Origin of the sequence: Enterobacter sp. BNK-34 (assembly GCF_048684445.1) — a bacterium.
GTDB lineage: Bacteria > Pseudomonadota > Gammaproteobacteria > Enterobacterales > Enterobacteriaceae > Enterobacter > Enterobacter pseudoroggenkampii.
On the sequence record NZ_JBLQUA010000001.1, the window covers coordinates 2,000,738 to 2,023,181 of the forward strand.

A 22,444-nucleotide genomic window follows, 5' to 3' on the forward strand; every position below is an offset into this window, starting at 1 on the left:
TTCTGCGCAGATCATTCGTAAGTAAATTCAAAGGTACCAACGGTCTGGAATGCACCGATTGTCATCTCACCAGTGCTGGTTTCGCGCATTGTGGCGACAAGCTGCACTTCGCTGCTCGCTATTTCTTCTGGCGTCCAGACGAGGCGTTTTGCATCATCTGTTGAGTTGATCAGGAACGGTGCCTCTGGTGCAATTGCTCGTGCAATTTCTACACCTGACCAATTTGACCCCCCGCTAGGGATTAATTGGTTTGTAAGCGCAGTCTTTAACTTGGACGCCGGAGCGCCTTTAATTGTTGTTTTTAACGAACGTAAGGATGATGGACATTCAACAATAACAATTTTGAATTGGGCATTAGCAGTGCCAGCCCTGACATCGTCAAGACGCACCTGGCCATTTTTACCAATGGTCAGGGTTTGCTGTGTATCAGAACCCGTACCGCCAACCAGTTTCATATCACAAGTGGTTTCGCGAATATTGGCGGTGAAGTTCACATCCAGATTGGTGCCGTCGGCAAGCGCTGAACCTGATAACGCCAGCATCGTCATGGCAACGACCGACAGCTTAAGATTTTTTTTCATACTCACTCTCATCTATTTTCCTGAATAATTACATTTGGCACTGTTGGTTATTAAGTACCGTTGTAAGTCCTACTTTTTGAGCATTTTGTAAAACCTGATAACGGACGTCACATTTACTGTCCTTATCATTTCCCCAGACCACGTGCAGTACGCCTTGATCCTCTACGCCGCGGACAAAAGCCTGACCCGCCTGACCGACGGTGCCGACAGATTCATTTTTCTCATTTAATACATCGGCACCCAGAGGAATAAACCCTTTATCAGTTCGCTGGAGCTCTAATATCAGTGAACGACCTTCGTTCGTTTCAAAATTAACCAGCACCACAGAACCGCTACGAGGAACAGTAATTTCACTGGTGTTTGTTATTTCAACGTCGTTTTCCAGGGTGCTGATATCCAGATAAACACGGTTTTCACGATAAGCCGACATATAAGGTAAAATGCCGTAACCAGAATCACCAATTTCACTACTGCCGAAGCCAATACCTGCTCCTTTCGCCCCGCTGGCTTTTACCAGCGCCAGTGCATCGCTATCACCAATACTTCCCGGTGCGAATGCAATGCCTCCGGAATGCAATACCATGCCCCCGCTATAGGATGCGGAATATTGCTTGCTGTTGTCATCGCCGAATGAAGCCGATAACCCAAGAGGGCCGTATGCGCTATTTAATGAACCATAGCCGCTTATTTGATTCAGATTACCGTAATTACCGCTGTTAGAGGCGGCGCTGACGGAATAGCTGATCTTATTATCTTGCGTGTTGCCACCCGCAGAAGTGTTAACGCTCGTGCCACCTTTAAGATCGGAACGCAACCCCATATTAATGTTAGAGAAACCACCTGAACGCGAACCGTCATGTGAAAACACGTTTAGTGGAATACTCAGACTCAAATAAACGCTGTCATCTTTTTTCCCATACTGGTCATAGGTTCGTTGTAATGACAGACTGTAACTGCCATAGGTGAAGCTATTGTTATATCCAATGTTATAGTTGGACGTTGACCCGGTGGCATTCCAGTAATCCTGCCACGTACCGCTGACGTACAGAGAACCAAAGCTATTTTCACCCGAACTCAGGGGCTGATTAAGACTGATTTGCACCTGATTTTTGGTTCGCTGATAGTCGGCGTATAGCGCGTTGTTTGAGGCATAGCTGCGGTTAGAATATTTCTGTCGCTTGATACTGTCCTGGAGCTGTGCCGCATCGTTAAGACTGAGGTAATCCTCTGTCGAGAAACGATAGGCCGCCACGTTGAAGGACGTATCTGTCGCCTCAATCATTTTACTGAAGGTCAGGCGATAACTTTGACCGCTAAGCGTATTAAGGCCTTCAATATTCGCATGGGACTGGGTGGCATCAAGTGCGAACGCACCAATTGAGGTGTTCATCGCGAGGCCCAGAATACCCGAGTAAAAATCCATGTCGCTGTATTGCGCGCCAATATAGCCCGTGAAGGTATTATTCAGGCCATAGTAAAGTGTGCCATAACCGACTTTAGGTGCGTCAATCAGGGAATCGTCGTTTAATTCACCAAGACCCACGTCCCAGCGCGTCGCCCCCGGGCGAAGCATTTGGGTAACGGATGAAAAAGGTACGGTAAAGGAGCGTTTGCTGCCATCCGCCTCTTCAATAGTGACCAGTAAATCATTACCATAGCCCGTTGTGCTAAGGTCATTAATTTCAAATGCCCCTGGTGGCACAGAGGTTTCATAGATCTTATTTCCGCTCTGCGTGACGCTTACCTTCGCGTTACTGTTTGCTGTCCCGCGGATCACCGGCGCATAGCCTGTAGAGCCCATCGGCAGCATGCGGTCATCGCTGTATATTCGGGTACCGCGTAGGCTTATTGAGTCAAACGCGTCACCGCGAGTATAGGAGTCACCTACGACGAATTGCGCGCTGAGTGGCGTAATATCCCGCTGTAAATAGATGTCCTGGCTGGAATACTTGGTGCCGTTATCTTTGTCCCAGTTAAGATTACCGCGAGAACGTAATCGCCACGGGCCCATATTAAGCCCGTAGCGTAAACCCATATAGGCACTTTCTGATGTACTGCCATTGCTCTCGCTATGCCATGCGTTCATATCATAAGAGAGCAGGGCGGCAGGAATACCGTTTTCCCAAAGAGACGGATCGACATAACCTGCCGGGCGTTTCAGGACATAGACCTGCGGGAAATTAAGATCCAGCGCCTGTTTACCGCTGTCATAACTTACCGTTGCGCCGGGGAAGGACTTTTTAATATCTATGCATGACGCATCATCTTCCTGTACTTTATCCAGCGTCTTGGTATCTATACCTGATTGTGTCAACAGCAGTTTCGTCAGGCATGGCGTCGCGCGCGGAGTTCCGTTATCTTTAAACGTTACATCCACTGTAGATTTTAATTTACCGTTAAGGTTAATCTTTGTGCGATAAGTACCCGGTAATACCGGGTTGCCATGTGCAAAACGGTTAATATCAATATTTGAGCTGCCATTTAAAAGAAACTGATCGTTAAATTCAATCGCTTCTTCATCATCAGGCTGCGTATCTGCTGATGCGATATTTTCTGCACAAGCATAAAAGGGTAATGCTGCGCTTATAGCAAGGCATAAAAGAGAACGTTTAAATAACATGGCAGACCCGCTTGATCAGTGCAGAGAGCGACTGCTCTGCAGAACTAATGCTATCAATTATTCTATGAATTAGAACTTTCTATTTATTTAAGCCCGATTTCGTAATGGTCTGTTCCACCATAGTCATTAATGGCGTCATACTCTACGCTGCCATTTGTCACGGAAGCTAAACCCTTTATCGCCATCACAGCATCGCTGAAAGGTGCCACTGCCTGATGAATGACCTCATACGTTTTTGGCCCGGTTTTAAAGGTCACCGTTGAAACAGAGATGTTGTATGGTGAGCTATTGTGTGCGACGAGTTTAATTGCATTTCCTTCTTTCTTCTGCGTCCAGGTTAAACCTTTAGCAGCATCACCTGGAGTGCCTTTTAATCCATCTGGACGGAAGAAGAATTTAATACGCGTTCTGAATGCCAGCTGAAGCTGGTTAAGGTTTTCTTTATCCACATTTTTGGATTTTGGCGGAATTTCCAGAACGTTGAACCAGAACAGCGATTCACGATCCTGAGGTAACGGTGTACCCGTGTAGGTAATTCGCACGGACTGCCCTTTTTTCGGATCAATACGTGATACTGGCGGGGTAATGATAAATGGGAGCTTAAGCTCTTGCGGGTTTACACCATCGCGACCATCGTCAAGCCAGGTCTGAACCAGAAGGGGTTTAGTGCCATGGTTATCGAGATTTACCACGACATCTTTGGAGGACTGCGTGTATACAATACGCGTGCCGGATATAACGATATCCGCCTTGGCATTTGATGCGCACAAAAAAGCGGTTGCGAGTAATGTGGCCTTCAGACCTTTACCGAATACTAAACGAGACATTTTCCACTTCCTTTTGGAATTACAGAAACAATCCCTCATTAATAATGAGGGATTGTTGAATTATTTATAATTTACGAATTTCTTATTCGTAAATCATAGTGAAGGCAACCTGTGCCTGCACGGTACCCGCAGATACTGGGTTAGACGTTGCATCCCAACCCTGGCCCTGGGTGTAAGCTACGCGGTAATACAGGTTACCTGCGCCAGTAGTAGAATCGATTGTTGCTTTCTGGGTATTGTTAGTCTGGTCAATCATAATTTGATCGGTAGCGGAGTTACCGTCGTTTGACAGAACCAGGTTGACGTTCTTAGCCGCGCCCTGAGCGTTGCTTGGTGGAACCAGCAGACCGCCTTCGGTAGAAGAAGAACCAGCCCATGAAGCGAATTGTGCAGACGCTTTCTTCGCAGTAGCAGTATCACAACCCGTCAGTGACAGGGTGAATTTCTTTTCACCCAGGGTGCTGGTGGTACCCAGTGGGTTAGCGAAGTCACGCACAAATACGGTGTCCAGGTTCACGTCAAAATCGTTACCGTTCTGATCGATCTTCTGGTCAAGAGAAACCTGGCAGGTGTTGTTAGAAACCATACCGTGGAAGGTAATGGTACCTGTATCATTAGCTGCCATTGCTGAACCAGCGCTCAGAACCATTGCTACGACCGTTGCCAGACCTAATTTATTAAGAGCCATTTTTATATCCATATTATAAATGCTAAAGAATTAAACATATGTGAATCTTATGTTCGTTCCGAATTAATGTTTCGGGAGTCGCATTCTATGCGATGGCAGGGGATAGTGAGAAGCTATTTGCCATTAAGTATTCTTAATTGTCTTTTAAGTAATATTACTGGCTTCAGATTGATAATGATTGTGATGTTTTTTACAGGAGGGAAATAAAGATGGGTGAATTAAAAAATGCTTTTATTGAAATGATTTGATTGTATTGTTTTTTTTAATATTAATCACCCGACAAATTCGTCGGGTGATTAATAATGAAAGTCTTATGCAACCTGAACCGGAATCGCCTTTGCGGTGCGCTTCATTTCATTGTCGCCTTCGAAGTAGGCCACTTTAGGCTGCCAGCGACGGGCTTCTTCGTCAGACATCATCACGAAGCTGGCGATAATCACAATGTCGCCCACGTCTGCACAGTGCGCGGCTGCGCCGTTAACGGAGATGATTTTAGAACCGCGCTCGGCGGCAATCGCGTAGGTAGAGAAGCGTTTACCGTTATTCACGTTCCAGATATCAATGGCTTCGTTTTCAAGGATGCCCGCAGCATCGAGGAAATCCTGGTCAATGGCGCAGGAGCCTTCATAGTGCAGGTCGGCCTGGGTGACTTTCACACGGTGAAGCTTACCTTGCAGCATTTTGCGAATCATTACGTTTACCTTTAATTATCAAGGGCGAGAACTACGCCAGCTCAACCACTTTATTATCAATCAGACGAGCCTGGCCAAGCCATGCCGCTACCAGGATCACCGCACGTTTGCTGGTTTCCGTAAATTCCAGCAGCGTATCAGCATCACGAATTTGTACGTCGTCAGCGCGAAGACCTTTATCGTTCAGCGCCTGTTCGGCGAGGGCGACGATCTCTTCGACGGTCAACTCTTTTGCCAGAACCTGCTCCGCCATGGTGTTCATGACCTTGCTTAAGCCCGGCGCGATTTTACGCTGTTCAGCGGTCAGGTAGCCATTTCGCGAACTGAGCGCCAGACCGTCTTTGGCACGTACAATCGGTACGCCGACAATCTCGATATCGTAACCCATATCCGCGACCATTTTGCGGATCAGCGCCAGCTGCTGGAAATCTTTCTCACCGAAGCAGGCAACGTCCGGCTGTACCAGGTTGAACAGCTTGCTGACGATGGTGGAAACGCCACGGAAATGGCCCGGGCGGCTGGCACCTTCGAGCATGGTGGAAATCCCCGGGACGTCAACGTAGGTTGCCTCTTCAGTACCCTGCGGGTAAACATCCGCCGGTGCAGGTGAGAAAACGATATCCGCATGGCGTTTTTTGAGCTTCTCGCAATCTTCCTGCAGGGTGCGCGGATAGCGCGCCAGATCGTCCGCGCGGTCAAACTGCATGGGGTTCACGAAGATACTGACCACCACGATATCTGCCCGCGCGCGGGCTTCGTCGACGAGCTTCATGTGGCCGTCATGCAGATTGCCCATGGTTGGGACCAGTGCGATACGTTTACCTTCCTGACGCGCGCGGCGGATATGCTGGCGCAGCAGCGGCAGGGTTTCAATGATTAGCACAACGAGACTCCTTAATGGAAACTGTGTTCTTCACCCGGGTAAACACCGGATTCAACGTCGGCAATATACTGCCTGACCGCAGCGCGCATGTCGCCCGCTTCGGCGAGGAAATTTTTAGCAAATTTCGGGATGTGTCCGCCGGTGATACCGAAGGCGTCGTGCATCACCAGAATCTGACCATCGGTGACGTTGCCAGCACCAATACCAATCACCGGAATGGACAGCGCGTCGGTGATGCGTTTCGCCAGCTCAACCGGCACGCACTCCAGCACCAGCAGCTGGGCACCTGCGGCTTCCAGCGCCAGGGCATCATCCAGCAGCGTCTGGGCTGCATCGCCGCGGCCCTGCACCTTATAGCCGCCGAAGATATTCACGGACTGCGGCGTCAGGCCTAAATGGCCGCAGACCGGCACGGCGCGCTCGGTGAGCATCTTCACCGTATCAACCAGCCAGGCGCCGCCTTCAATTTTGACCATATTGGCACCTGCGCGCATCACTGCCGCCGCGTTTTCGAATGCCTGTTCCGGCGTGGCATAGGCCATAAACGGCAGATCGGAAAGCAGCAGGCAGGCTGGGGCGCCACGGCGCACGGCGCGGGTATGGTAAGCGATATCCTCAACCGTCACCGGCAGGGTGGAATCATGTCCTTGTACCGTCATCCCTAACGAATCTCCGACCAGCATGACGTTGATCCCCTCTTCGGCAAACAGTTTGGCGAAGCTGTAGTCATACGCGGTGATGGTGGCGAAGCGTTTTTTTTCCTGTTTGCATTTCTGCAGTAAGGAGATGGTGGTTGGTTTCATACTGTTTCCTGATAGCCCAAAAGCGAATCTTTGCGCATTCTAACAGTAACATTCGAGGGAACAATGATTTTAGGTAAACGATTAGCCACAATTATTTTGAGGCTAACTGACAGGGGAACCCGATCACCAGCGAGCGGGTTTTTCCGCTTTGAGGTTGTCCAGAATGGACTTAAGTGAGGTGCCATCCGGGAAGATGAGATTGGGGTCGACTTCAAACAGCGGCCAGAGCATAAACCCGCGATTTTTCATATCGTAATGCGGAACGGTGAGACGTTCAGTGTTAATCGTCTCGTGACCAAACAGCATAATGTCGAGGTCCAGCGTGCGCGGTCCCCAGCGTTCGGCTTTGCGTACGCGGCCCTGCTGCAGTTCGATGCGCTGGGTATTGTCCAGCAGTGTTTCGGCATCAAGGGCAGTTTCAAGTACCACGGCGGCGTTGAGGTAATCGGGCTGATCCTGCGGCCCCAGCGGCGGTGTGCGGTAGAACGAGGAGACCGCCACGATCTTGCTTTGCGGAATCTCGCCCAGCGCCTGTACGGCAGCATTCACCTGCTCCAGCGGAGAGGCTAAATTGCTGCCGATGGCGATATACGCGAGGGTCATGCTGTCCCTTCACGACGCGGCGCGCGTTTGCGCGGACGACGATGACGGCGACGCGGTTCCGGCTCTTCATCCAGCCCGGTAAGCATATCTTTCTGCTCCGGCGGGGCGGAGACCTGGAATTCAGCCCACCACAGCGCCAGACGCTGCAGCTCCTGGTTGCGTTCAATTTCCGCACGCAGCGACAGGAGATCGAAGGCAGCGCGGAATTTAGGATGCTCCATCAGCTTCCAGGCGCGTTTGCCCTGACGACGGGACATGCGCAGCTGAAGCTGCCAGATGTCGCGCACCAGGGTGGTAATACGTTTCGGAATGGCGAGTGTGCGGCAGCCTTCGTCCAGCACGTCGTTGGCAGCCAGCGCGAACGCATCGTAATAGGCGAGCCCGCTCTCCTGGGTAATACGCTGTGCCGTTTCCAGCAGCGGATACCAGAACATCGCGGCAAACAGGAACGCCGGGTTCACGCGCATGTCGTTGCGGATACGGGTATCGGTATTTTTCAGCACCTGCGCAATCATCCGCTCCATTGGGCTGTCACCGTTTTCGGTGAAGTAGCGGGTAATGGTCGGGAACAGCGGCTGGAACAGGTTGTATTCGCGCAGCAGATTATAGGTTTCAAAGCCGTGGCCGGCCTGCAGCAGCTTCAGCGCCTCTTCAAACAGGCGGGCAGGCGGCACGTCGTTAATCAGCGTCGCCAGACGCGGGATCGGCTCTGCCGTTTCCGGGCTGATGCGCATATCAAGCTTGGCGGCGAAACGAACGGCGCGCAGCATACGCACGGGATCTTCACGGTAGCGCGTTTCCGGCGTGCCGATCAGACGGATCAGACCTTCTTTCAGGTCCTGCATGCCGCCGACGTAATCGCGCACGGTGAAATCCGCCACGCTGTAATAAAGGCTATTGATGGTGAAGTCGCGACGCTGGGCATCTTCTTCGATAGAGCCGAAGATATTGTCGCGCAGCAGCATACCGTTCTGGCCGCGCTGTGACGTGGTGCGATCGGACGCGCCCGCTTCGTGGTGGCCGCGGAAGGTCGCCACTTCGATAATTTCCGGCCCAAACATCACGTGAGCCAGACGGAAACGGCGGCCAACGAGACGGCAGTTACGGAATAATTTGCGCACCTGCTCAGGCGTGGCGCTGGTCGTCACGTCGAAATCTTTTGGTTTTTTGCCCAGCAGTAAATCACGCACTCCACCGCCCACGAGATAGGCCTCGTAGCCCGCTTTATTCAGTCGATAGAGCACCTTGAGGGCATTTTCACTGATATCTTTGCGGGAAATAGTGTGCTGCTCACGCGGAATAACCGACATGTGTGGCTGTGCAATAGCATCGTTCGCCATGCTCTCTTCGCGGCTTAGCACTTTACGGCAAAAATTAGCGACTCGGGTAAAAATGGTACACCTCGTAGTGTGTTTTGTTATGAAAAAAGCGGCTAATCATAGCTCAGCGCAACGCATTTGAGAATGCTGGATTTTTGGCACTGCCGCGAGCGTCCAATTGGCAACGGCCATTTTCAGCAGTTCGTCAATACGCAGATCCTGCCATTCGTTGGTTACATTCTGGTTGAGAAATCGCAGCGCGTCGATCAAAACAGGACGCGGATCGCCGTCTGGCAGGGCCGGGGCGTGGTTCTGCTTTGACAATTTAAAGCCTTGCGCATTGACCGCCAGCGGCAGATGAATGTAGTCCGGCGCCGTCCAGCCAAACTGGTGATAAAGCGAGATTTGTCGAACGGTCGGCTCGACCAGATCCGCCCCGCGCACAATTTCCGTCACGCCCTGGAAATGATCGTCCACCACCACGGCCAGGTTATAGGCGAACAGGCCATCGCGACGGTGAATAATAAAATCCTCACGCGCCAGACGTTCATCGGCATGAATCTCACCGGAGAGTAAATCGGTAAAGCGCGTCACCGGGGAGCGCTGATTGATACGCACGGCGGCATTTTCCGGAGGGAGATTAAGCGTGCGGCAGTGGCCGTCATAGACGCCGCCTGCGCTCTGGATACGCGCGCGGGTGCAGGTGCAGTTATAGGAAAGTCCCTGTGCGCGAAGCCAGGCCAGACGTTCCCGATACGCCTCGTGACGTTTTGACTGCCACAGCACCTCGTCATCCCAGTGAAGACCGTAATGTTCCAGCTGACGCAGAATCGTCTCTGCAGCACCGGGAACTTCACGCGGAGGGTCAATATCTTCAATGCGGACGAGCCATTTTCCCTGGCGGGCGTGAGCCTGCAGGTAGCTGCCGAGCGCGGCAATTAATGAGCCGAAGTGTAATTCACCGGAAGGAGATGGCGCGAAGCGCCCAATATAGTGTGATTCAGACATATCAACAGTAACAAGGCGGGAGAGACTCCCGCCTTTAGAGTGTGTAAACAGCGCTGGTATTAACCGGCCATCTGTTTTTCGCGGATTTCGGCCAGCGTTTTACAGTCGATGCACAGATCGGCGGTTGGACGCGCTTCCAGGCGACGAATACCGATTTCAACACCGCAGGATTCGCAGTAGCCAAAATCTTCGTCTTCGACTTTTTTCAGCGTTTTCTCGATCTTTTTGATCAGTTTGCGTTCGCGGTCACGGTTACGCAGTTCGAGGCTGAACTCTTCTTCCTGAGCGGCACGGTCTACCGGATCCGGGAAGTTAGCAGCTTCATCCTGCATATGAGTAACGGTGCGATCGACTTCATCCCTGAGTTGATTACGCCATGCTTCAAGAATACGCTTGAAGTGCGACAGCTGGGCTTCGTTCATATACTCTTCGCCCGGCTTCTCTTGATACGGCTCCACCCCAGCGATGGCGAGAATACTCAGGGACGATGTTTTACGGTTTTGCCCTTCTTGCATGTTGCTTCTCCTTAACACGCACTATCGATCCCCGTGTTGGGGGAAAAATCAGGTCGCTATAAATAGCAGATGCTTTTCCGGATGGCAATTATCTAAACGTAACACTTGACAAGCCTGTGAGGAAAAGCGTATTTGCGCACGCGGCCAGAACACTTAATCGTCAATCGTCTAATCCCTTATAAGACAATGGGAAGAGAGGATCTCAGAGTCATATTATCGGCAGAAAGTTCCGCTTTATAAGCGAAAACCTCTACCCCCTGCTTTTGTGCCTCATTCAACAATTGCGCGTATTTAGGATCAATATGGCGGGCAGGGGAGAAACGCTCAATGGCTGAATGCAACACCGCAAACAGCAATACGGCGCGTTTGCCCGCCGCCGCAACACTCATTAGCTCTCGCAGATGCTTCTGACCACGTAGCGTTACCGCATCCGGGAAGTAGCCATTTTCCTGCTCCGCTAACGTCACTGATTTCACTTCAATATAGCACTCCGGCCTGTCTTCCGCCTGTAACATGAAGTCAATTCTGCTGCTTTCATCGCCATATTTCACTTCACTTTTATGCGTACCATAACCGACCAGTTCAGGAATGATGCCATGGGTCAGCGCTTCCTTAACCAGTTGATTTGCGCGCAGGGTGTTAACGCAAATAAATGCCCCATTTTGGGTTTCGGTCATTTCCCAGGTATGGGCATATTTGCGTTTAGTATTTTCTGATGTGGAATACCAGACCCTGTCACCCGGCGTCGCACAGCCCGTCATGGCACCGGTATTGGGACAGTGCAGGGTGAGCTGTATCCCTTCAGGGGTGATCACGTCGGCGAGGAAGCGTTTGTAGCGTTGGATAAGCGTAGCGTGCTGCAGGGGAGGACTAAACTTCATCAGAATTCCTTTCGGTGTTGCCCAGCGTCCAGCGCTGTAGCGGCGTATAGCGGGTGCGTCCCTGTGCAAAGACGGATTCGTAAAGCGCGAATCCGTTGACCGGAAAAGCCCAGTGAAAACCCGGCGGCGGGATGGCAACGGCCTGACCGGCATCGCGCAGCAGCGTGATATGTGGATGAAACGGCTGCGGGCTCTGATAACAGCCGCTGCGCGCCGCCTGCGCGCGCAGCATGTTCGCAAGCTGCAATAATCCGCGCGGTGGCTGGCGCGTGCCCAGCCAGACCACGCGCGAACGCAGCCACTGACCCGCATCGTCGAGGTGCAGCGTAAATTCCGGCTGGGCAATACGCCCGGCCATTGCGGCTAACGCCCGCTGCTTTTCGGCACTGACGTCGCCCAAAAAGGCCAGCGTCAGGTGCAGGTTAGCCGCCGCGACAGGGCGACCGGCTTCCGGCGGGAAGCGATCGGCGCGCCAGCGAACAATTTGACGCTGTATCGCGGTGGGCAATTCAATGGCAAAAAACAGCCGTTTCGACTCAGGCATACGGAGGACTCGGTAATGATATGCGCCGATGCTACAATGTACGCCGACTAATGTTAACCCTCTGGAGCTGTTAGTGTCCTCATTGCCGGTCGCCGTCGTTCTTCCTGACCTTCTCGCTGCCTTACATCATGCCCCGCAGGTTTTGCTGAATGCCCCGACGGGTGCGGGGAAGTCCACCTGGCTGCCGCTGCAGATTCTGAAAGACGGGAACATCAGCGGAAAAATTATCCTGCTGGAGCCGCGCAGGCTTGCCGCGCGCAACGTGGCGCAGCGTCTGGCGGAACTGCTGAATGAAAAACCGGGCGAAACGGTAGGTTACCGGATGCGCGCCGAGACCTGCGTGGGGCCGAGCACGCGCCTCGAAGTGGTCACCGAGGGTATTCTCACCCGCATGCTGCAAAACGATCCGGAGCTCACCGGCGTCGGGCTGGTGATCCTGGATGAATTCCACGAGCGTAGCCTGCAGGCGGATCTGGCCCTCGCGCTGTTGCTGGACGTTCAGCAAGGACTGCGTGACGATCTCCGGCTGCTGATTATGTCGGCCACGCTGGATAACGAGCGGCTACGGCAGGCGCTACCCGATGCACCGGTCATCAGCTCTGAAGGGCGGGCGTTTCCGGTAGAACGCCGCTATCAACCGCTTCCCTCCCACCAGCGTTTTGACGAGGCGGTCGCCATTGCTACCGCTGAGCTGCTGCGCCAGGAGCCCGGTTCCCTGCTGCTGTTTTTGCCGGGTGTCGGTGAGATCCAGCGCGTGCAGGAGCAGCTTTCTACACGCGTAGGCGGTGATGTGCTGCTTTGCCCGCTCTACGGCGCGCTGTCGCTCCAGGATCAGCGTAAAGCCATCCTTCCGGCCCCGGTGGGGCAGCGCAAGGTGGTGCTGGCAACCAACATTGCTGAAACCAGTTTGACCATTGAAGGGATTCGCCTGGTGGTGGATAGCGCCCAGGAGAGGGTGGCAAGCTTTGACCCGCGCACCGGGCTGACTAAACTTCTGACGCAGCGCATTAGCCAGGCGTCGATGGTGCAGCGCGCGGGCCGCGCGGGGCGTCTTGAACCGGGTATCTGCCTGCATTTGACCAGCGCGGAACAGGCTGAACGCGCTGCACAGCAAAGCACGCCGGAAATTTTACAAAGTGATTTGTCGGGCCTGGTGATGGATCTGCTTCAGTGGGGCTGTCCGGATCCTGGGCAGCTTACCTGGCTTGATTCTCCGCCTGCCGTGAATCTCGCCGCTGCGCGCAATCTGCTGACCCAGCTTGGCGCGCTGGAAGGCGAACGTCTGACGGCGCGCGGCCAGAAAATGTCGGCACTGGGCAACGATCCGCGTCTGGCCGCAATGCTGGTGGCCGCGCTGGGGGACGATGAAATTGCCACGGCGGCTAAACTGGCGGCTATTCTTGAGGAGCCGCCGCGAGGAGGCAGCAGCGATCTGGGGCAGGCGTTTTCGCGCAGTCAGGGGAACTGGCAGCAGCGGGTGCAGCAGCTCGGTAAACGGCTTAACAGCCGCGGCGGCGTACCAGACAGTGAGCGTATTCCCCGGCTGCTGGCACAGGCCTTCCCGGACAGGATTGCGCGTCGGCGCGGGCTGGACGGTCGCTACCAGCTGGCAAACGGCATGGGGGCGATGCTGGACAGCGATGATGCGCTGACGCGTCACGAGTGGCTGATTGCGCCGCTCCTGCTGCAGGGGAGTCACTCCCCGGATGCGCGTATCCTGCAGGCGATTGCCATAGATATTGACGCCCTGACCCGTACCTGTCCGCAGCTGCTTCAGCAATCGGACATCGTCGAGTGGGATGATGCCCAGGGCACGCTGAAGGCGTTTCGTCGTAGCCAGATTGGGAAACTGACGCTCGGGACGAAGCCGCTGGCGAAGCCGTCGGAAGAAGAGCTTCATCAGGCTATGCTGAACGGCATTCGGGAAAAAGGATTAGGCGTGCTGAACTGGTCACCAGAGGCTGAACAGTATCGTCTTCGCCTGCATTGTGCTGCACGTTGGCTGCCGGAGTATGACTGGCCCGCAGTCGATGATGAGACATTGCTGGGCTCTCTGGAGCGCTGGCTGCTGCCGCAAATGCACGGTGTTCACTCGCTTCGGGCGCTGAAAGCCCTTGATGTTAAGGTCGCGTTACAGAATTTACTGGACTGGTCATTACGTCAACGTCTGGATAGTGAACTGCCAGGGCATTACACTGTGCCCACCGGAAGCCGGATTGCCATCCGTTATCATGAGGATAATCCGCCGGCGCTGGCGGTTCGGATGCAGGAGATGTTTGGTGAGGCCACCACGCCGTCCATTGCGGAAGGGCGTGTGCCGTTAGTGCTTGAGCTGCTGTCGCCTGCGCATCGTCCATTACAAATCACCCGAGATTTGGGGGCGTTCTGGGCGGGAAGCTACCGTGAAGTGCAAAAAGAGATGAAGGGGCGATACCCCAAACATGTCTGGCCGGACGATCCGGCGAATACGGCGCCGACGAGGCGGACGAAGAAGTATTCCTGAAAGGGATGTGCGGCCTGATGCCCTCACCCCAGCCCTCTTCCACAGGGAGAGGGAGAAAACAAATTTTGAGAGATTTCTTCTTTCACAGGCCTGTGAAAGAAAAGAAAATCTGGCCTTTGCGCCTGAAAGTTGCGGAGAAAAAGCATGGCGGGGAATGACCGCGAGCCAATAGGACGTAAGGGAAAACCAACGCGTCCGGCGAAAGAAAAGGTAAGCCGTCGTCGCCTCAGAGATGAGGACTATGACGATGACTATGAAGACGATTATGAGGATGAAGAACCGATGCCGCGTAATGGAAAAGGCAAAGGGCGTAAGCCTCGGGGCAAGCGCGGTTGGTTCTGGCTGCTGCTGAAGCTGTTCATTGTTTTTGTCGTGCTGATGGCGATTTACGGCGTGTATCTGGATCAGAAGATCCGCAGCCGTATCGACGGTAAAGTCTGGCAGTTACCTGCGGCAGTATATGGCCGTATGGTGAACCTTGAGCCAGATATGTCCATCACGAAGAACGAGATGGTTAAACTGCTCGAAGCCACCCAGTATCGTCAGGTGTCAAAAATGACGCGGCCTGGCGAATTTACCGTGCAGTCCAACAGCATTGAGATGATCCGTCGTCCGTTTGATTTCCCGGACAGCAAAGAGGGGCAGGTGCGCGCGCGTCTGACCTTTGACGGCGATCGTCTGGATACCATCGAGAACATGGATAACAACCGTCAGTTTGGTTTCTTCCGTCTCGATCCGCGTCTGATCACCATGCTTTCGTCAGCAAACGGCGAGCAGCGCCTGTTCGTGGCGCGTAACGGCTTCCCGGATCTGCTGGTCGATACCCTGCTGGCAACCGAAGACCGCCATTTCTACGAGCATGATGGCATCAGCCTTTATTCGATTGGTCGTGCGGTGCTGGCTAACCTGACTGCCGGCCGTACCGTACAGGGCGCGAGTACGCTGACCCAGCAACTGGTGAAGAACCTGTTCCTCTCCAGCGAACGCTCTTACTGGCGTAAAGCGAACGAAGCCTACATGGCTGTGCTGATGGATGCGCGCTACAGCAAGGATCGCATCCTTGAGCTGTACATGAACGAGGTGTACCTCGGTCAGAGCGGCGATAACGAAATCCGCGGCTTCCCGCTGGCGAGCCTGTACTACTTTGGTCGTCCGGTGGAGGAGCTGAGCCTGGATCAGCAGGCGCTGCTGGTGGGCATGGTGAAAGGCGCGTCCATTTATAACCCGTGGCGTAACCCGAAACTGGCGCTGGAGCGTCGTAACCTGGTGCTGCGTCTGCTGCAACAACAGCAGGTGATTGACCAGGAGCTGTACGACATGCTGAGCGCACGTCCGCTTGGCGTTCAGCCGCGCGGCGGTGTGATTTCGCCTCAGCCTGCGTTTATGCAACTGGTGCGTCAGGAGCTGCAAAGCAAGCTTGGCGATAAGGTCAAAGATCTCTCCGGCGTGAAGATCTTCACCACCTTTGACTCCGTGGCGCAGGATGCGGCAGAAAAAGCGGCGGTGGAAGGCATTCCGGCGCTGAAGAAACAGCGTAAGCTCTCCGATCTTGAAACCGCGATGGTAGTGGTTGATCGCAACTCCGGCGAAGTGCGTGCGATGGTGGGCGGTGCCGAGCCGCAGTTTGCAGGCTACAACCGTGCCATGCAGGCGCGTCGCTCGATCGGTTCTCTGGCAAAACCGGCGACCTATCTCACTGCCCTGAGTCAGCCAAACCAGTATCGTCTGAATACCTGGATTGCGGATGCGCCTATCTCCCTGCGCCAGCCTAACGGCCAGGTGTGGTCACCACAGAACGATGATAAACAGTTCAGCGGTCAGGTGATGCTGGTGGATGCATTAACGCGTTCCATGAACGTACCAACCGTTAACCTGGGCATGTCGCTGGGACTGCCAGCGATTGTCGACACCTGGCAAAAACTGGGCGTATCGAAAGATCAGCTGCACCCGGTGCCGGCAATGATCCTCGGCGCGCTTAACCTGACGCCGATCGAAGTCGCCCAGGCGTTCCAGACCATTGCCAGCGGGGGTAACCGCGCACCGCTGTCTGCCCTGCGTTCGGTGATTGCCGAAGATGGCTCCGTGCTGTATCAGAGCTTCCCGCAGGCAGAGCGTGCCGTTCCTGCTCAGGCCGCCTACATGACGCTGTGGACCATGCAGCAGGTGGTGCAGCGTGGTACCGGGCGTCAGCTGGGGGCGAAGTATCCGGGTCTGCATCTGGCGGGTAAAACCGGGACCACCAACAACAACGTTGATACCTGGTTTGCCGGTATTGATGGCCGCGAAGTGGTGATCACCTGGGTAGGCCGCGATAACAACCAGCCGACCAAACTGTACGGGGCGAGCGGGGCGATGTCGATTTACCAGCGCTACCTGGCCAATCAGTCACCGGTGCCGCTGAACCTCGTTGCACCGGAAGATATCGTGGATATGGGCGTGGACAGCTCCGGTAACTTTGTCTGCGGTGGCGGAATGCGTACCCTGCCGGTCTGGACAACCAACCCGGATTCCCTGTGCCAGCAGAACCAGCCTGAACAGCCGACCGGCAACCCGTTCGATCAGTCTTCTCAGCCACAGCAGCCGCAGCAGCAACAGCCGCAGCAGCAGAATGAGAAGAAAGACAGCGATGGCGTAGCCGGCTGGATTAAGGACATGTTTGGCGGAAACTGATTAGTTTCCTGAATAAAAAAGCCGCTTAGTGATAAGCGGCTTTTTTTGTCTTAACATTTATTCTTATTTTAATTTTAGTAAATGTCTAATTAAGAATTATTAATGCGTGATTTTTCTTATTTTAATCAGTGCGTTGGTATCACTTTAAACTATTTTATTCGCCATCCTGCTGGACACGGTAAAGATTAATCTGATGTAATTAAGTTCGTGAATTTCACTTTCCTCATGGGATGTTATTATTAATGGTTTTTCGGGGCTAAGTGACGTCCAATTTTAAATGGCATTCTGGCGAAAAGTATTTTTCCCAGGAATGGATTCCATTATAAACATATATAAGGATGTTGTTATGAATAAGATAATTATTTCTTCTTTATTGGCCGGAAGCATTATGGCGGCTTTGTCGCTGCCGGTCTTTGCAGCGAATGATTCAGGTACGGTAAATTTCGCCGGAAAAATTGTGGCGGATACCTGCGAGATTAATGTTGATGGTACGGGGACCAATGAATCCACCGTCACATTCGCAGATACTTATCCTTCAGATTTTGGCATCGACGGTCAGGTCGGGACGTCTAAAGCTTTTAAGATTGAAGTAAAAAAATGTGACCCGCTGGTCGCCAAACTGAACCTCAAGTTCAGCGGCACAACGACAGACGCGGCGTACAAGCGTTTGAAGAACGATCTCTCCGGCGCAGGCAACGCCACTAACGTTGGCATCATTGTCAGCAACGACAACGGCTCCAAAGGCGATGTGGTCTTCGACGGTTCAGTACCGGATGCGGGCACCGACGTGGCTAACGATCCGACCGGCGCAGCGGCTTCTGTCTTTAACTACACCGCGAAAGTGATTCAGGTCGGTGATGCCGCGCCAACCGCGGGTCATTACTCCTCCTCAGCCACATTTGAGGTTGTCTATCGCTAAGCAATTATTGGCAGCCTGAACGGCTGCCTCCTGGAACGCTGTATGAAGACGTTATTTAAATTGTTATGTGGTTGTTTAATTATCTCTTGCTTTTCAGTGCAGGCAAGCGTTGTTCTCGGTGGTACGCGAATTATTTATCCATCGAATAAATCTGAAGTGCAAATCGCACTTAAAAATAAAGATCCTCATACGCGTTATCTGGTGCAAAGCTGGGTCAGTTATCCCAATGATGCAAAGGCTCCCTTTATTATTACGCCGCCTGTCTATAAGTTGCAGGAAAATCGTCAGACGCTATTACACGTTATTTTTACCGGCGATAAAAACAGCCTGCCGGCAGACCGCGAATCACTTTTTCTGGCGAATGTGAAATCCGTCTCTGCTCTGTCGCCCGATCTGAAAGAGAAAAACACGCTGCAGTTCGCGATGAAAACGCGCCTGAAGCTTTTCTGGCGTCCTGCTCAACTGAAGGAAACCGATGCCCTGGGAGCCTATGAAAAAATCACGTTCCATCGTCAGGGTGAGACGCTAATTGCAAACAACCCCACCCCTTTTTACGTCTCTTTTGGCGAACTGGCCGTTGGCGGGAAAAGTGTACCGGTGAAAGAGACCAAAACCACGCCGGGTGCCATTTCAATGATGGTTGCACCGTTTAGCAAGCAGAGTTTCGCGCTACCAAAAGCGGCAAATGGCGCGGTGACCTGGACGGCTATTAATGATTTCGGCGCCCAGACTCCTCTACGCAAGCAGGCTCTTTAAATCGATCATGTTGGTAAGTTATGTCGTCATCTTTACTTCACAAACAGGTACTGTCCGGGATCGCGCTGGCGCTGCTCGCCGCGATCCAGCCTGCAAGTGCGGATGACGAATTCAACCTGCGGATCCTTGAACTGGATACCCCTCTCGAAAATACCTCCACGCTCAAAAAATTCATCAATGATAATGGCTTACTTGCGGGGAGCTACCCCACGACGATTATGTGGGATCGGGACGTGCTGGATACACGTACGCTCACCTATGTGCTTTCTGACGACAAACAGCATCTGCTGCCGGAGCTGACCAAAGCGGACCTGCGCGAATACGGCGTGAAAGTTGACACGATCCCTGACTTAAAGGGTCTGGACGACGAGGCTTACGTTCGGGACATCTCTCATTTCATTGAAAATGCACGCTACGATTACGATCAGGATAACCAGACCCTGAAGCTGGTCATTCCGCAGATCTATCGCGATCGCGCCGCCGCCGGAGCGATTAACCCGAAATTCTGGGATGACGGCGCGCCTGCCGCCTGGACAAGCTATCAGCTCAGCGGCTCTCAGCAACACTATAGTTCGGGCAAAGCCTCTTCAACCTGGCTGGGTCTGGAGTCGGGGATGAATCTTGGCGCGTGGCGACTGCGTAATAACAGCACCTGGAGCGATGCTTCCGGCTGGGAGGCTATCGCCAGCACTTTACAGCGTGACATCAAAGCGTTGAAAAGCCAGCTTGAGATGGGGCAGACGTATACCAATGGCGAGCTTTTTGACAGCGTCCAGATGACCGGCGTGAAGCTGGAAACGGACACCGCTATGCTGCCCGTCAGCCAGCAAGGCTTTGCGCCCGTTGTGCGAGGTATTGCGAATAGCGACGCGAAAGTCACCATCAAGCAAAACGGCTATACCATCTATCAGACAAACGTCTCGCCAGGGCCTTTTGAGATCCGCGACTTGAGCCAGGTGACTTCCGGAGCCGATCTGGAAGTGACCGTCGAAGAGGCGGATGGCAGCGAGCATAGCTTCATTCAGGCCAGCGCGTCGGTGCCGGTGTTACAGCGAGAAGGTGGTTTTAAGTACTCGCTGGCAGCAGGGCGCTATCGCGGTAATGAAGGTGAAGATGAACCCATCTTTGCGCAAGGTACGGCTATCTATGGTCTGCCTTACGGCGTCACGGCCTATACCGGCGCGCTGGGGGCGTCACTGTATCATGCGCTGCTGCTGGGGCTTGGTGCCGACCTGAGGCACTTCGGCTCCGCATCTGTCGACTTCACCGCCGCGCGTACCGCGTTTGATGACGGGCTTGACGATGCCAGCGGTTTATCGTGGCGGGCCCAGTACTCCAAAGATATCCCTGACACGGATACGACCGTCACGCTTGCCAGCTACCGCTACTCTACCTCGGGGTTTTATACCTTTCAGGAAGCTATCGATCGGCGTGACGGCGAGATCGATGACGGCATTTATACCTATCGCAGAACCAACAACCGCCGTAGCCGCATGCAGCTAAACCTTTCCCAGCGTATTTCAGACTGGGGCTCGGCTTATCTCAACGGCTATCAGCAGGATTACTGGGATATGGACGGCCATGAGCGCAGCGTCAGCGCGGGGCTGAGCTCCAGCTGGCGCGATATCACCTGGTCGATAAGCTACAACCTGACCCGCACGCCGGACGCCAATACCGACCGGCAGATGGCGTTGACGGTCAACATTCCGTTCTCAAAGTGGCTGCCTGACTCCTGGGCAACCTATAGCGCTAACACCGCCAGCGGTGGGTTTGTTTCGCATCAGGTCGGGCTCGGCGGCACCGCGTTGGAGGACAATAAGCTGAGCTACAACCTCCAGCAGAGCTATGCCAATCAGAATACCGGCTACGGCGGCAGCCTGTCCGGGCGTTACCGTGGCGCTTCCGGTGAGGTCGGGATGGGCTACAGCTACAGCGGTGATAATAGACAGTGGAACTACAGCGCGCAGGGGTCGATCGTTGCCCACGAGCATGGCGTGACGCTGGGGCAACCCGTACGCGACGCTTTTGCCATTGTGCACATTAAGGATGGCGATAACGTCAAAGTGCAAAACGGGCGCGGCATCTCTACAGACCGTTTTGGTAACGCCATAGTGCCCTCTATGACGGCCTATCGGCACAACGTCATCACCGTAAATACCCAGGATCGGGAAGATATTGATATCGATGCGGCAACGCTCGATCTCGTGCCGACGAAAGGGGCGGCTCTGCACGCGACCTTCGATGCTCGCGTTGGACGACGCGCGCTGGTGACCTTGCTCTACGCAGGTAAGCCCGTTCCGTTTGGGGCTGTGGTAGCGCTGGAGAGTACCACCGCCATCGTCGGGGATGACGGTGAGGTTTACCTCACGGGGCTGTCCGGCAAAACAACGTTTAGCGTGCAGTGGGGGGAAGAAAACGTTCATCAGTGTCATGGAGAGCTGGATCTTCCCTCCCAGGGCTCAGCAGGGATCGTGAAAGCCACGGTCAACTGTCATTAAAAGAGGTATTTCATGAATCTACACTGTTCCATGAAAACGTTTTTCTTACCCGTGCTGATGTTGCTGGCGACCGCCTTTTTCCATTCAGCTCGAGCAGACTGTACTTTTAACGGCAGCTCTGGCGTGGATGCTGTGGTGACGTTTCAACTTCCGCCGGTGATTATTGTTGCTCCTGATACCCCGAAAGGCACAATCATTTACGATGACAGCGTTGAAAGTAAAGAAGTGGCCATAGACTGCATCGGTGAAGCGCAAATACGGCGAGGCTATCTCTCCTTGACGGAAAGCGATGCGCGTGAAGATGTTATGCCTGGCGTTTATCAAACTAATGTCCCGGGGATTGGAATTCGGGCCGCTTCCTCGAATGAGCAGTTACCAAACTATAATGACGAGGATCTTGTCAGGCCAATGCACTATATTGGCTCAACACATGGCTATTCGCATGGAGTATCTACCTTTCGCGCCACTGCGCAACTGGTGGTAACGGGCGATATTCAGGAAGGATATCTCGATACCTCACGATTAACCTCAATGGATATCCTGGGGAACGCGGTGATCGGTGAAATGCGGTTTTCGCCCACCAGCGTTCGCATTACAACCAACACCTGTAACCTGGTCGACCGTAACATTTATGTGCCTCTTAAAACGGTCAACGTTCAGGATTTTGACGGGCAATACTCAGAGATAGTTACCGACAGCAGTTTTAAGATTGAAATCATCGACTGTTCTGCGGGGACAAAGATCGATTATCAGTTCACCAGCGCGGGCTCAACGGGCGTGAAGAACGGCAATATCCTCGGCATCGCTGCCGGAGATTCCGCCGCCGCGGGTGTCGGCATCCAAATTCTTGATAAGAATAATACGGTGCTGCAGTTTGATCAGAACTACACGGCGATAACCAGTACGCAGGACAAGATCCCCGTTGAAATCCCTCTCAAGGCGCGCTACATCAAAACGGGGGAGGTTAAAGCGGGCAAAGTCGATTCCGTCGCCACGTTCGAGGTATTTTACCGTTAACCCTATCTGCCCGTTTTGGCGGGCTTTAGCGATCATTTCGCTATCCTTATTAACCCACTCTTTTCATCTGGTTAATTCTTAAACCCTTAAATCTTGTAGGGCTGCTTACTGCTTGCT

19 protein-coding genes are annotated in these 22,444 nt (G+C 53.4%); 6 read left to right on the forward strand and 13 right to left on the reverse strand.

Annotated features, from left to right (window positions below; translation table 11 throughout):
• Nucleotides 1-11: 11 nt before the first annotated feature.
• The 13 genes from ACMGG5_RS09685 to thpR all read right to left on the reverse strand — a co-directional run bounded on the left by ACMGG5_RS09685 (nucleotide 12) and on the right by thpR (nucleotide 11,964).
• The gene (locus tag ACMGG5_RS09685; protein WP_157188613.1) at nucleotides 12-581 is read right to left on the reverse strand and encodes a fimbrial protein; all 570 of its coding nucleotides are present in this window, start codon (nucleotides 579-581) and stop codon (nucleotides 12-14) included.
• Between the two features lie 28 nt (nucleotides 582-609).
• On the reverse strand, nucleotides 610-3,201 hold the full coding sequence (locus ACMGG5_RS09690; RefSeq protein ID WP_420277796.1) for an outer membrane usher protein: 2,592 nt from the start codon (nucleotides 3,199-3,201) through the stop codon (nucleotides 610-612).
• An 83-nt stretch (nucleotides 3,202-3,284) separates the two neighbouring features.
• The gene (locus tag ACMGG5_RS09695; protein ID WP_420277797.1) at nucleotides 3,285-4,028 is read right to left on the reverse strand and encodes a fimbrial chaperone; all 744 of its coding nucleotides are present in this window, start codon (nucleotides 4,026-4,028) and stop codon (nucleotides 3,285-3,287) included.
• An 82-nt stretch (nucleotides 4,029-4,110) separates the two neighbouring features.
• Entirely contained in the window at nucleotides 4,111-4,716 is a 606-nt protein-coding gene (locus tag ACMGG5_RS09700; RefSeq protein WP_232473037.1) for a fimbrial protein, read from the reverse strand.
• Nucleotides 4,717-5,027: 311 nt separating this feature from the next.
• On the reverse strand, nucleotides 5,028-5,408 hold the full coding sequence (gene panD, locus ACMGG5_RS09705) for an aspartate 1-decarboxylase (protein WP_003856284.1): 381 nt from the start codon (nucleotides 5,406-5,408) through the stop codon (nucleotides 5,028-5,030).
• 31 nt (nucleotides 5,409-5,439) lie between these two features.
• Nucleotides 5,440-6,291: a pantoate--beta-alanine ligase gene (gene panC, locus ACMGG5_RS09710; RefSeq protein ID WP_024907496.1), complete on the reverse strand. Its 852-nt coding sequence runs from the start codon at nucleotides 6,289-6,291 to the stop codon at nucleotides 5,440-5,442.
• An 11-nt stretch (nucleotides 6,292-6,302) separates the two neighbouring features.
• Nucleotides 6,303-7,094 (reverse strand): 3-methyl-2-oxobutanoate hydroxymethyltransferase, encoded by a 792-nt coding sequence (panB, locus tag ACMGG5_RS09715; protein ID WP_008501941.1) that lies wholly within the window; start codon nucleotides 7,092-7,094, stop codon nucleotides 6,303-6,305.
• A gap of 123 nt (nucleotides 7,095-7,217) precedes the next feature.
• Nucleotides 7,218-7,697, reverse strand: a complete 480-nt coding sequence (gene folK / locus ACMGG5_RS09720) for a 2-amino-4-hydroxy-6-hydroxymethyldihydropteridine diphosphokinase (RefSeq protein ID WP_420277798.1) — start codon at nucleotides 7,695-7,697, stop codon at nucleotides 7,218-7,220.
• Entirely contained in the window at nucleotides 7,694-9,091 is a 1,398-nt protein-coding gene (pcnB, locus tag ACMGG5_RS09725) for a polynucleotide adenylyltransferase PcnB (protein ID WP_420278614.1), read from the reverse strand. The genes folK and pcnB overlap by 4 nt, the downstream gene beginning before the upstream one ends.
• A gap of 42 nt (nucleotides 9,092-9,133) precedes the next feature.
• Nucleotides 9,134-10,024, reverse strand: coding sequence for a tRNA glutamyl-Q(34) synthetase GluQRS (gene gluQRS / locus ACMGG5_RS09730; protein ID WP_370884236.1), 891 nt, complete (start codon nucleotides 10,022-10,024; stop codon nucleotides 9,134-9,136).
• A gap of 59 nt (nucleotides 10,025-10,083) precedes the next feature.
• Complete coding sequence (gene dksA / locus ACMGG5_RS09735) at nucleotides 10,084-10,539, reverse strand: RNA polymerase-binding protein DksA (RefSeq protein WP_001155232.1); 456 nt, start codon at nucleotides 10,537-10,539, stop codon at nucleotides 10,084-10,086.
• Nucleotides 10,540-10,715: 176 nt separating this feature from the next.
• Nucleotides 10,716-11,420 carry a DNA/RNA nuclease SfsA gene (gene sfsA, locus ACMGG5_RS09740; RefSeq protein WP_157188619.1) on the reverse strand — a complete coding sequence of 235 codons (705 nt, stop codon included), beginning with the start codon at nucleotides 11,418-11,420 and terminating at the stop codon, nucleotides 10,716-10,718.
• Entirely contained in the window at nucleotides 11,410-11,964 is a 555-nt protein-coding gene (gene thpR / locus ACMGG5_RS09745) for an RNA 2',3'-cyclic phosphodiesterase (protein ID WP_032649754.1), read from the reverse strand. Before thpR ends, sfsA begins: the two co-directional genes overlap by 11 nt.
• Nucleotides 11,965-12,037: 73 nt before the next feature.
• Between thpR and hrpB the strand changes: the two genes are divergently transcribed.
• The 6 genes from hrpB (at nucleotide 12,038) to ACMGG5_RS09775 (ending at nucleotide 22,327) form a co-directional block, all read left to right on the forward strand.
• A complete protein-coding gene (gene hrpB, locus ACMGG5_RS09750; protein WP_420277799.1) occupies nucleotides 12,038-14,467 on the forward strand; it encodes an ATP-dependent helicase HrpB in 2,430 nt (809 codons plus the stop codon).
• 144 nt (nucleotides 14,468-14,611) lie between these two features.
• Nucleotides 14,612-17,137 (forward strand): bifunctional glycosyl transferase/transpeptidase, encoded by a 2,526-nt coding sequence (mrcB, locus tag ACMGG5_RS09755; protein ID WP_248272715.1) that lies wholly within the window; start codon nucleotides 14,612-14,614, stop codon nucleotides 17,135-17,137.
• Nucleotides 17,138-17,483: 346 nt separating this feature from the next.
• A complete protein-coding gene (locus ACMGG5_RS09760; protein ID WP_175557801.1) occupies nucleotides 17,484-18,056 on the forward strand; it encodes a fimbrial protein in 573 nt (190 codons plus the stop codon).
• A gap of 42 nt (nucleotides 18,057-18,098) precedes the next feature.
• Nucleotides 18,099-18,812 carry a molecular chaperone gene (locus ACMGG5_RS09765; protein WP_048990247.1) on the forward strand — a complete coding sequence of 238 codons (714 nt, stop codon included), beginning with the start codon at nucleotides 18,099-18,101 and terminating at the stop codon, nucleotides 18,810-18,812.
• Between the two features lie 20 nt (nucleotides 18,813-18,832).
• Complete coding sequence (locus ACMGG5_RS09770) at nucleotides 18,833-21,310, forward strand: fimbria/pilus outer membrane usher protein (RefSeq protein WP_420277800.1); 2,478 nt, start codon at nucleotides 18,833-18,835, stop codon at nucleotides 21,308-21,310.
• A gap of 12 nt (nucleotides 21,311-21,322) precedes the next feature.
• On the forward strand, nucleotides 21,323-22,327 hold the full coding sequence (locus ACMGG5_RS09775) for a fimbrial protein (protein WP_420277801.1): 1,005 nt from the start codon (nucleotides 21,323-21,325) through the stop codon (nucleotides 22,325-22,327).
• Nucleotides 22,328-22,444 lie beyond the last annotated feature (117 nt).

What these genes read in the sequence shown, in the direction of transcription:
- thpR (WP_032649754.1), bottom strand. Translation starts at nt 11,964, where the DNA reads ATGCCTGAGTCGAAACGGCTGTTTTTTGCCATTGAATTGCCCACCGCG.
- ACMGG5_RS09770 (WP_420277800.1), top strand. Translation starts at nt 18,833, where the DNA reads ATGTCGTCATCTTTACTTCACAAACAGGTACTGTCCGGGATCGCGCTG.
- ACMGG5_RS09760 (WP_175557801.1), top strand. Translation starts at nt 17,484, where the DNA reads ATGAATAAGATAATTATTTCTTCTTTATTGGCCGGAAGCATTATGGCG.
- ACMGG5_RS09765 (WP_048990247.1), top strand. Translation starts at nt 18,099, where the DNA reads ATGAAGACGTTATTTAAATTGTTATGTGGTTGTTTAATTATCTCTTGC.
- gluQRS (WP_370884236.1), bottom strand. Translation starts at nt 10,024, where the DNA reads ATGTCTGAATCACACTATATTGGGCGCTTCGCGCCATCTCCTTCCGGT.
- sfsA (WP_157188619.1), bottom strand. Translation starts at nt 11,420, where the DNA reads ATGAAGTTTAGTCCTCCCCTGCAGCACGCTACGCTTATCCAACGCTAC.
- folK (WP_420277798.1), bottom strand. Translation starts at nt 7,697, where the DNA reads ATGACCCTCGCGTATATCGCCATCGGCAGCAATTTAGCCTCTCCGCTG.
- ACMGG5_RS09700 (WP_232473037.1), bottom strand. Translation starts at nt 4,716, where the DNA reads ATGGCTCTTAATAAATTAGGTCTGGCAACGGTCGTAGCAATGGTTCTG.
- ACMGG5_RS09685 (WP_157188613.1), bottom strand. Translation starts at nt 581, where the DNA reads ATGAAAAAAAATCTTAAGCTGTCGGTCGTTGCCATGACGATGCTGGCG.
- dksA (WP_001155232.1), bottom strand. Translation starts at nt 10,539, where the DNA reads ATGCAAGAAGGGCAAAACCGTAAAACATCGTCCCTGAGTATTCTCGCC.
- ACMGG5_RS09775 (WP_420277801.1), top strand. Translation starts at nt 21,323, where the DNA reads ATGAATCTACACTGTTCCATGAAAACGTTTTTCTTACCCGTGCTGATG.
- panB (WP_008501941.1), bottom strand. Translation starts at nt 7,094, where the DNA reads ATGAAACCAACCACCATCTCCTTACTGCAGAAATGCAAACAGGAAAAA.
- mrcB (WP_248272715.1), top strand. Translation starts at nt 14,612, where the DNA reads ATGGCGGGGAATGACCGCGAGCCAATAGGACGTAAGGGAAAACCAACG.
- ACMGG5_RS09690 (WP_420277796.1), bottom strand. Translation starts at nt 3,201, where the DNA reads ATGTTATTTAAACGTTCTCTTTTATGCCTTGCTATAAGCGCAGCATTA.
- panD (WP_003856284.1), bottom strand. Translation starts at nt 5,408, where the DNA reads ATGATTCGCAAAATGCTGCAAGGTAAGCTTCACCGTGTGAAAGTCACC.
- ACMGG5_RS09695 (WP_420277797.1), bottom strand. Translation starts at nt 4,028, where the DNA reads ATGTCTCGTTTAGTATTCGGTAAAGGTCTGAAGGCCACATTACTCGCA.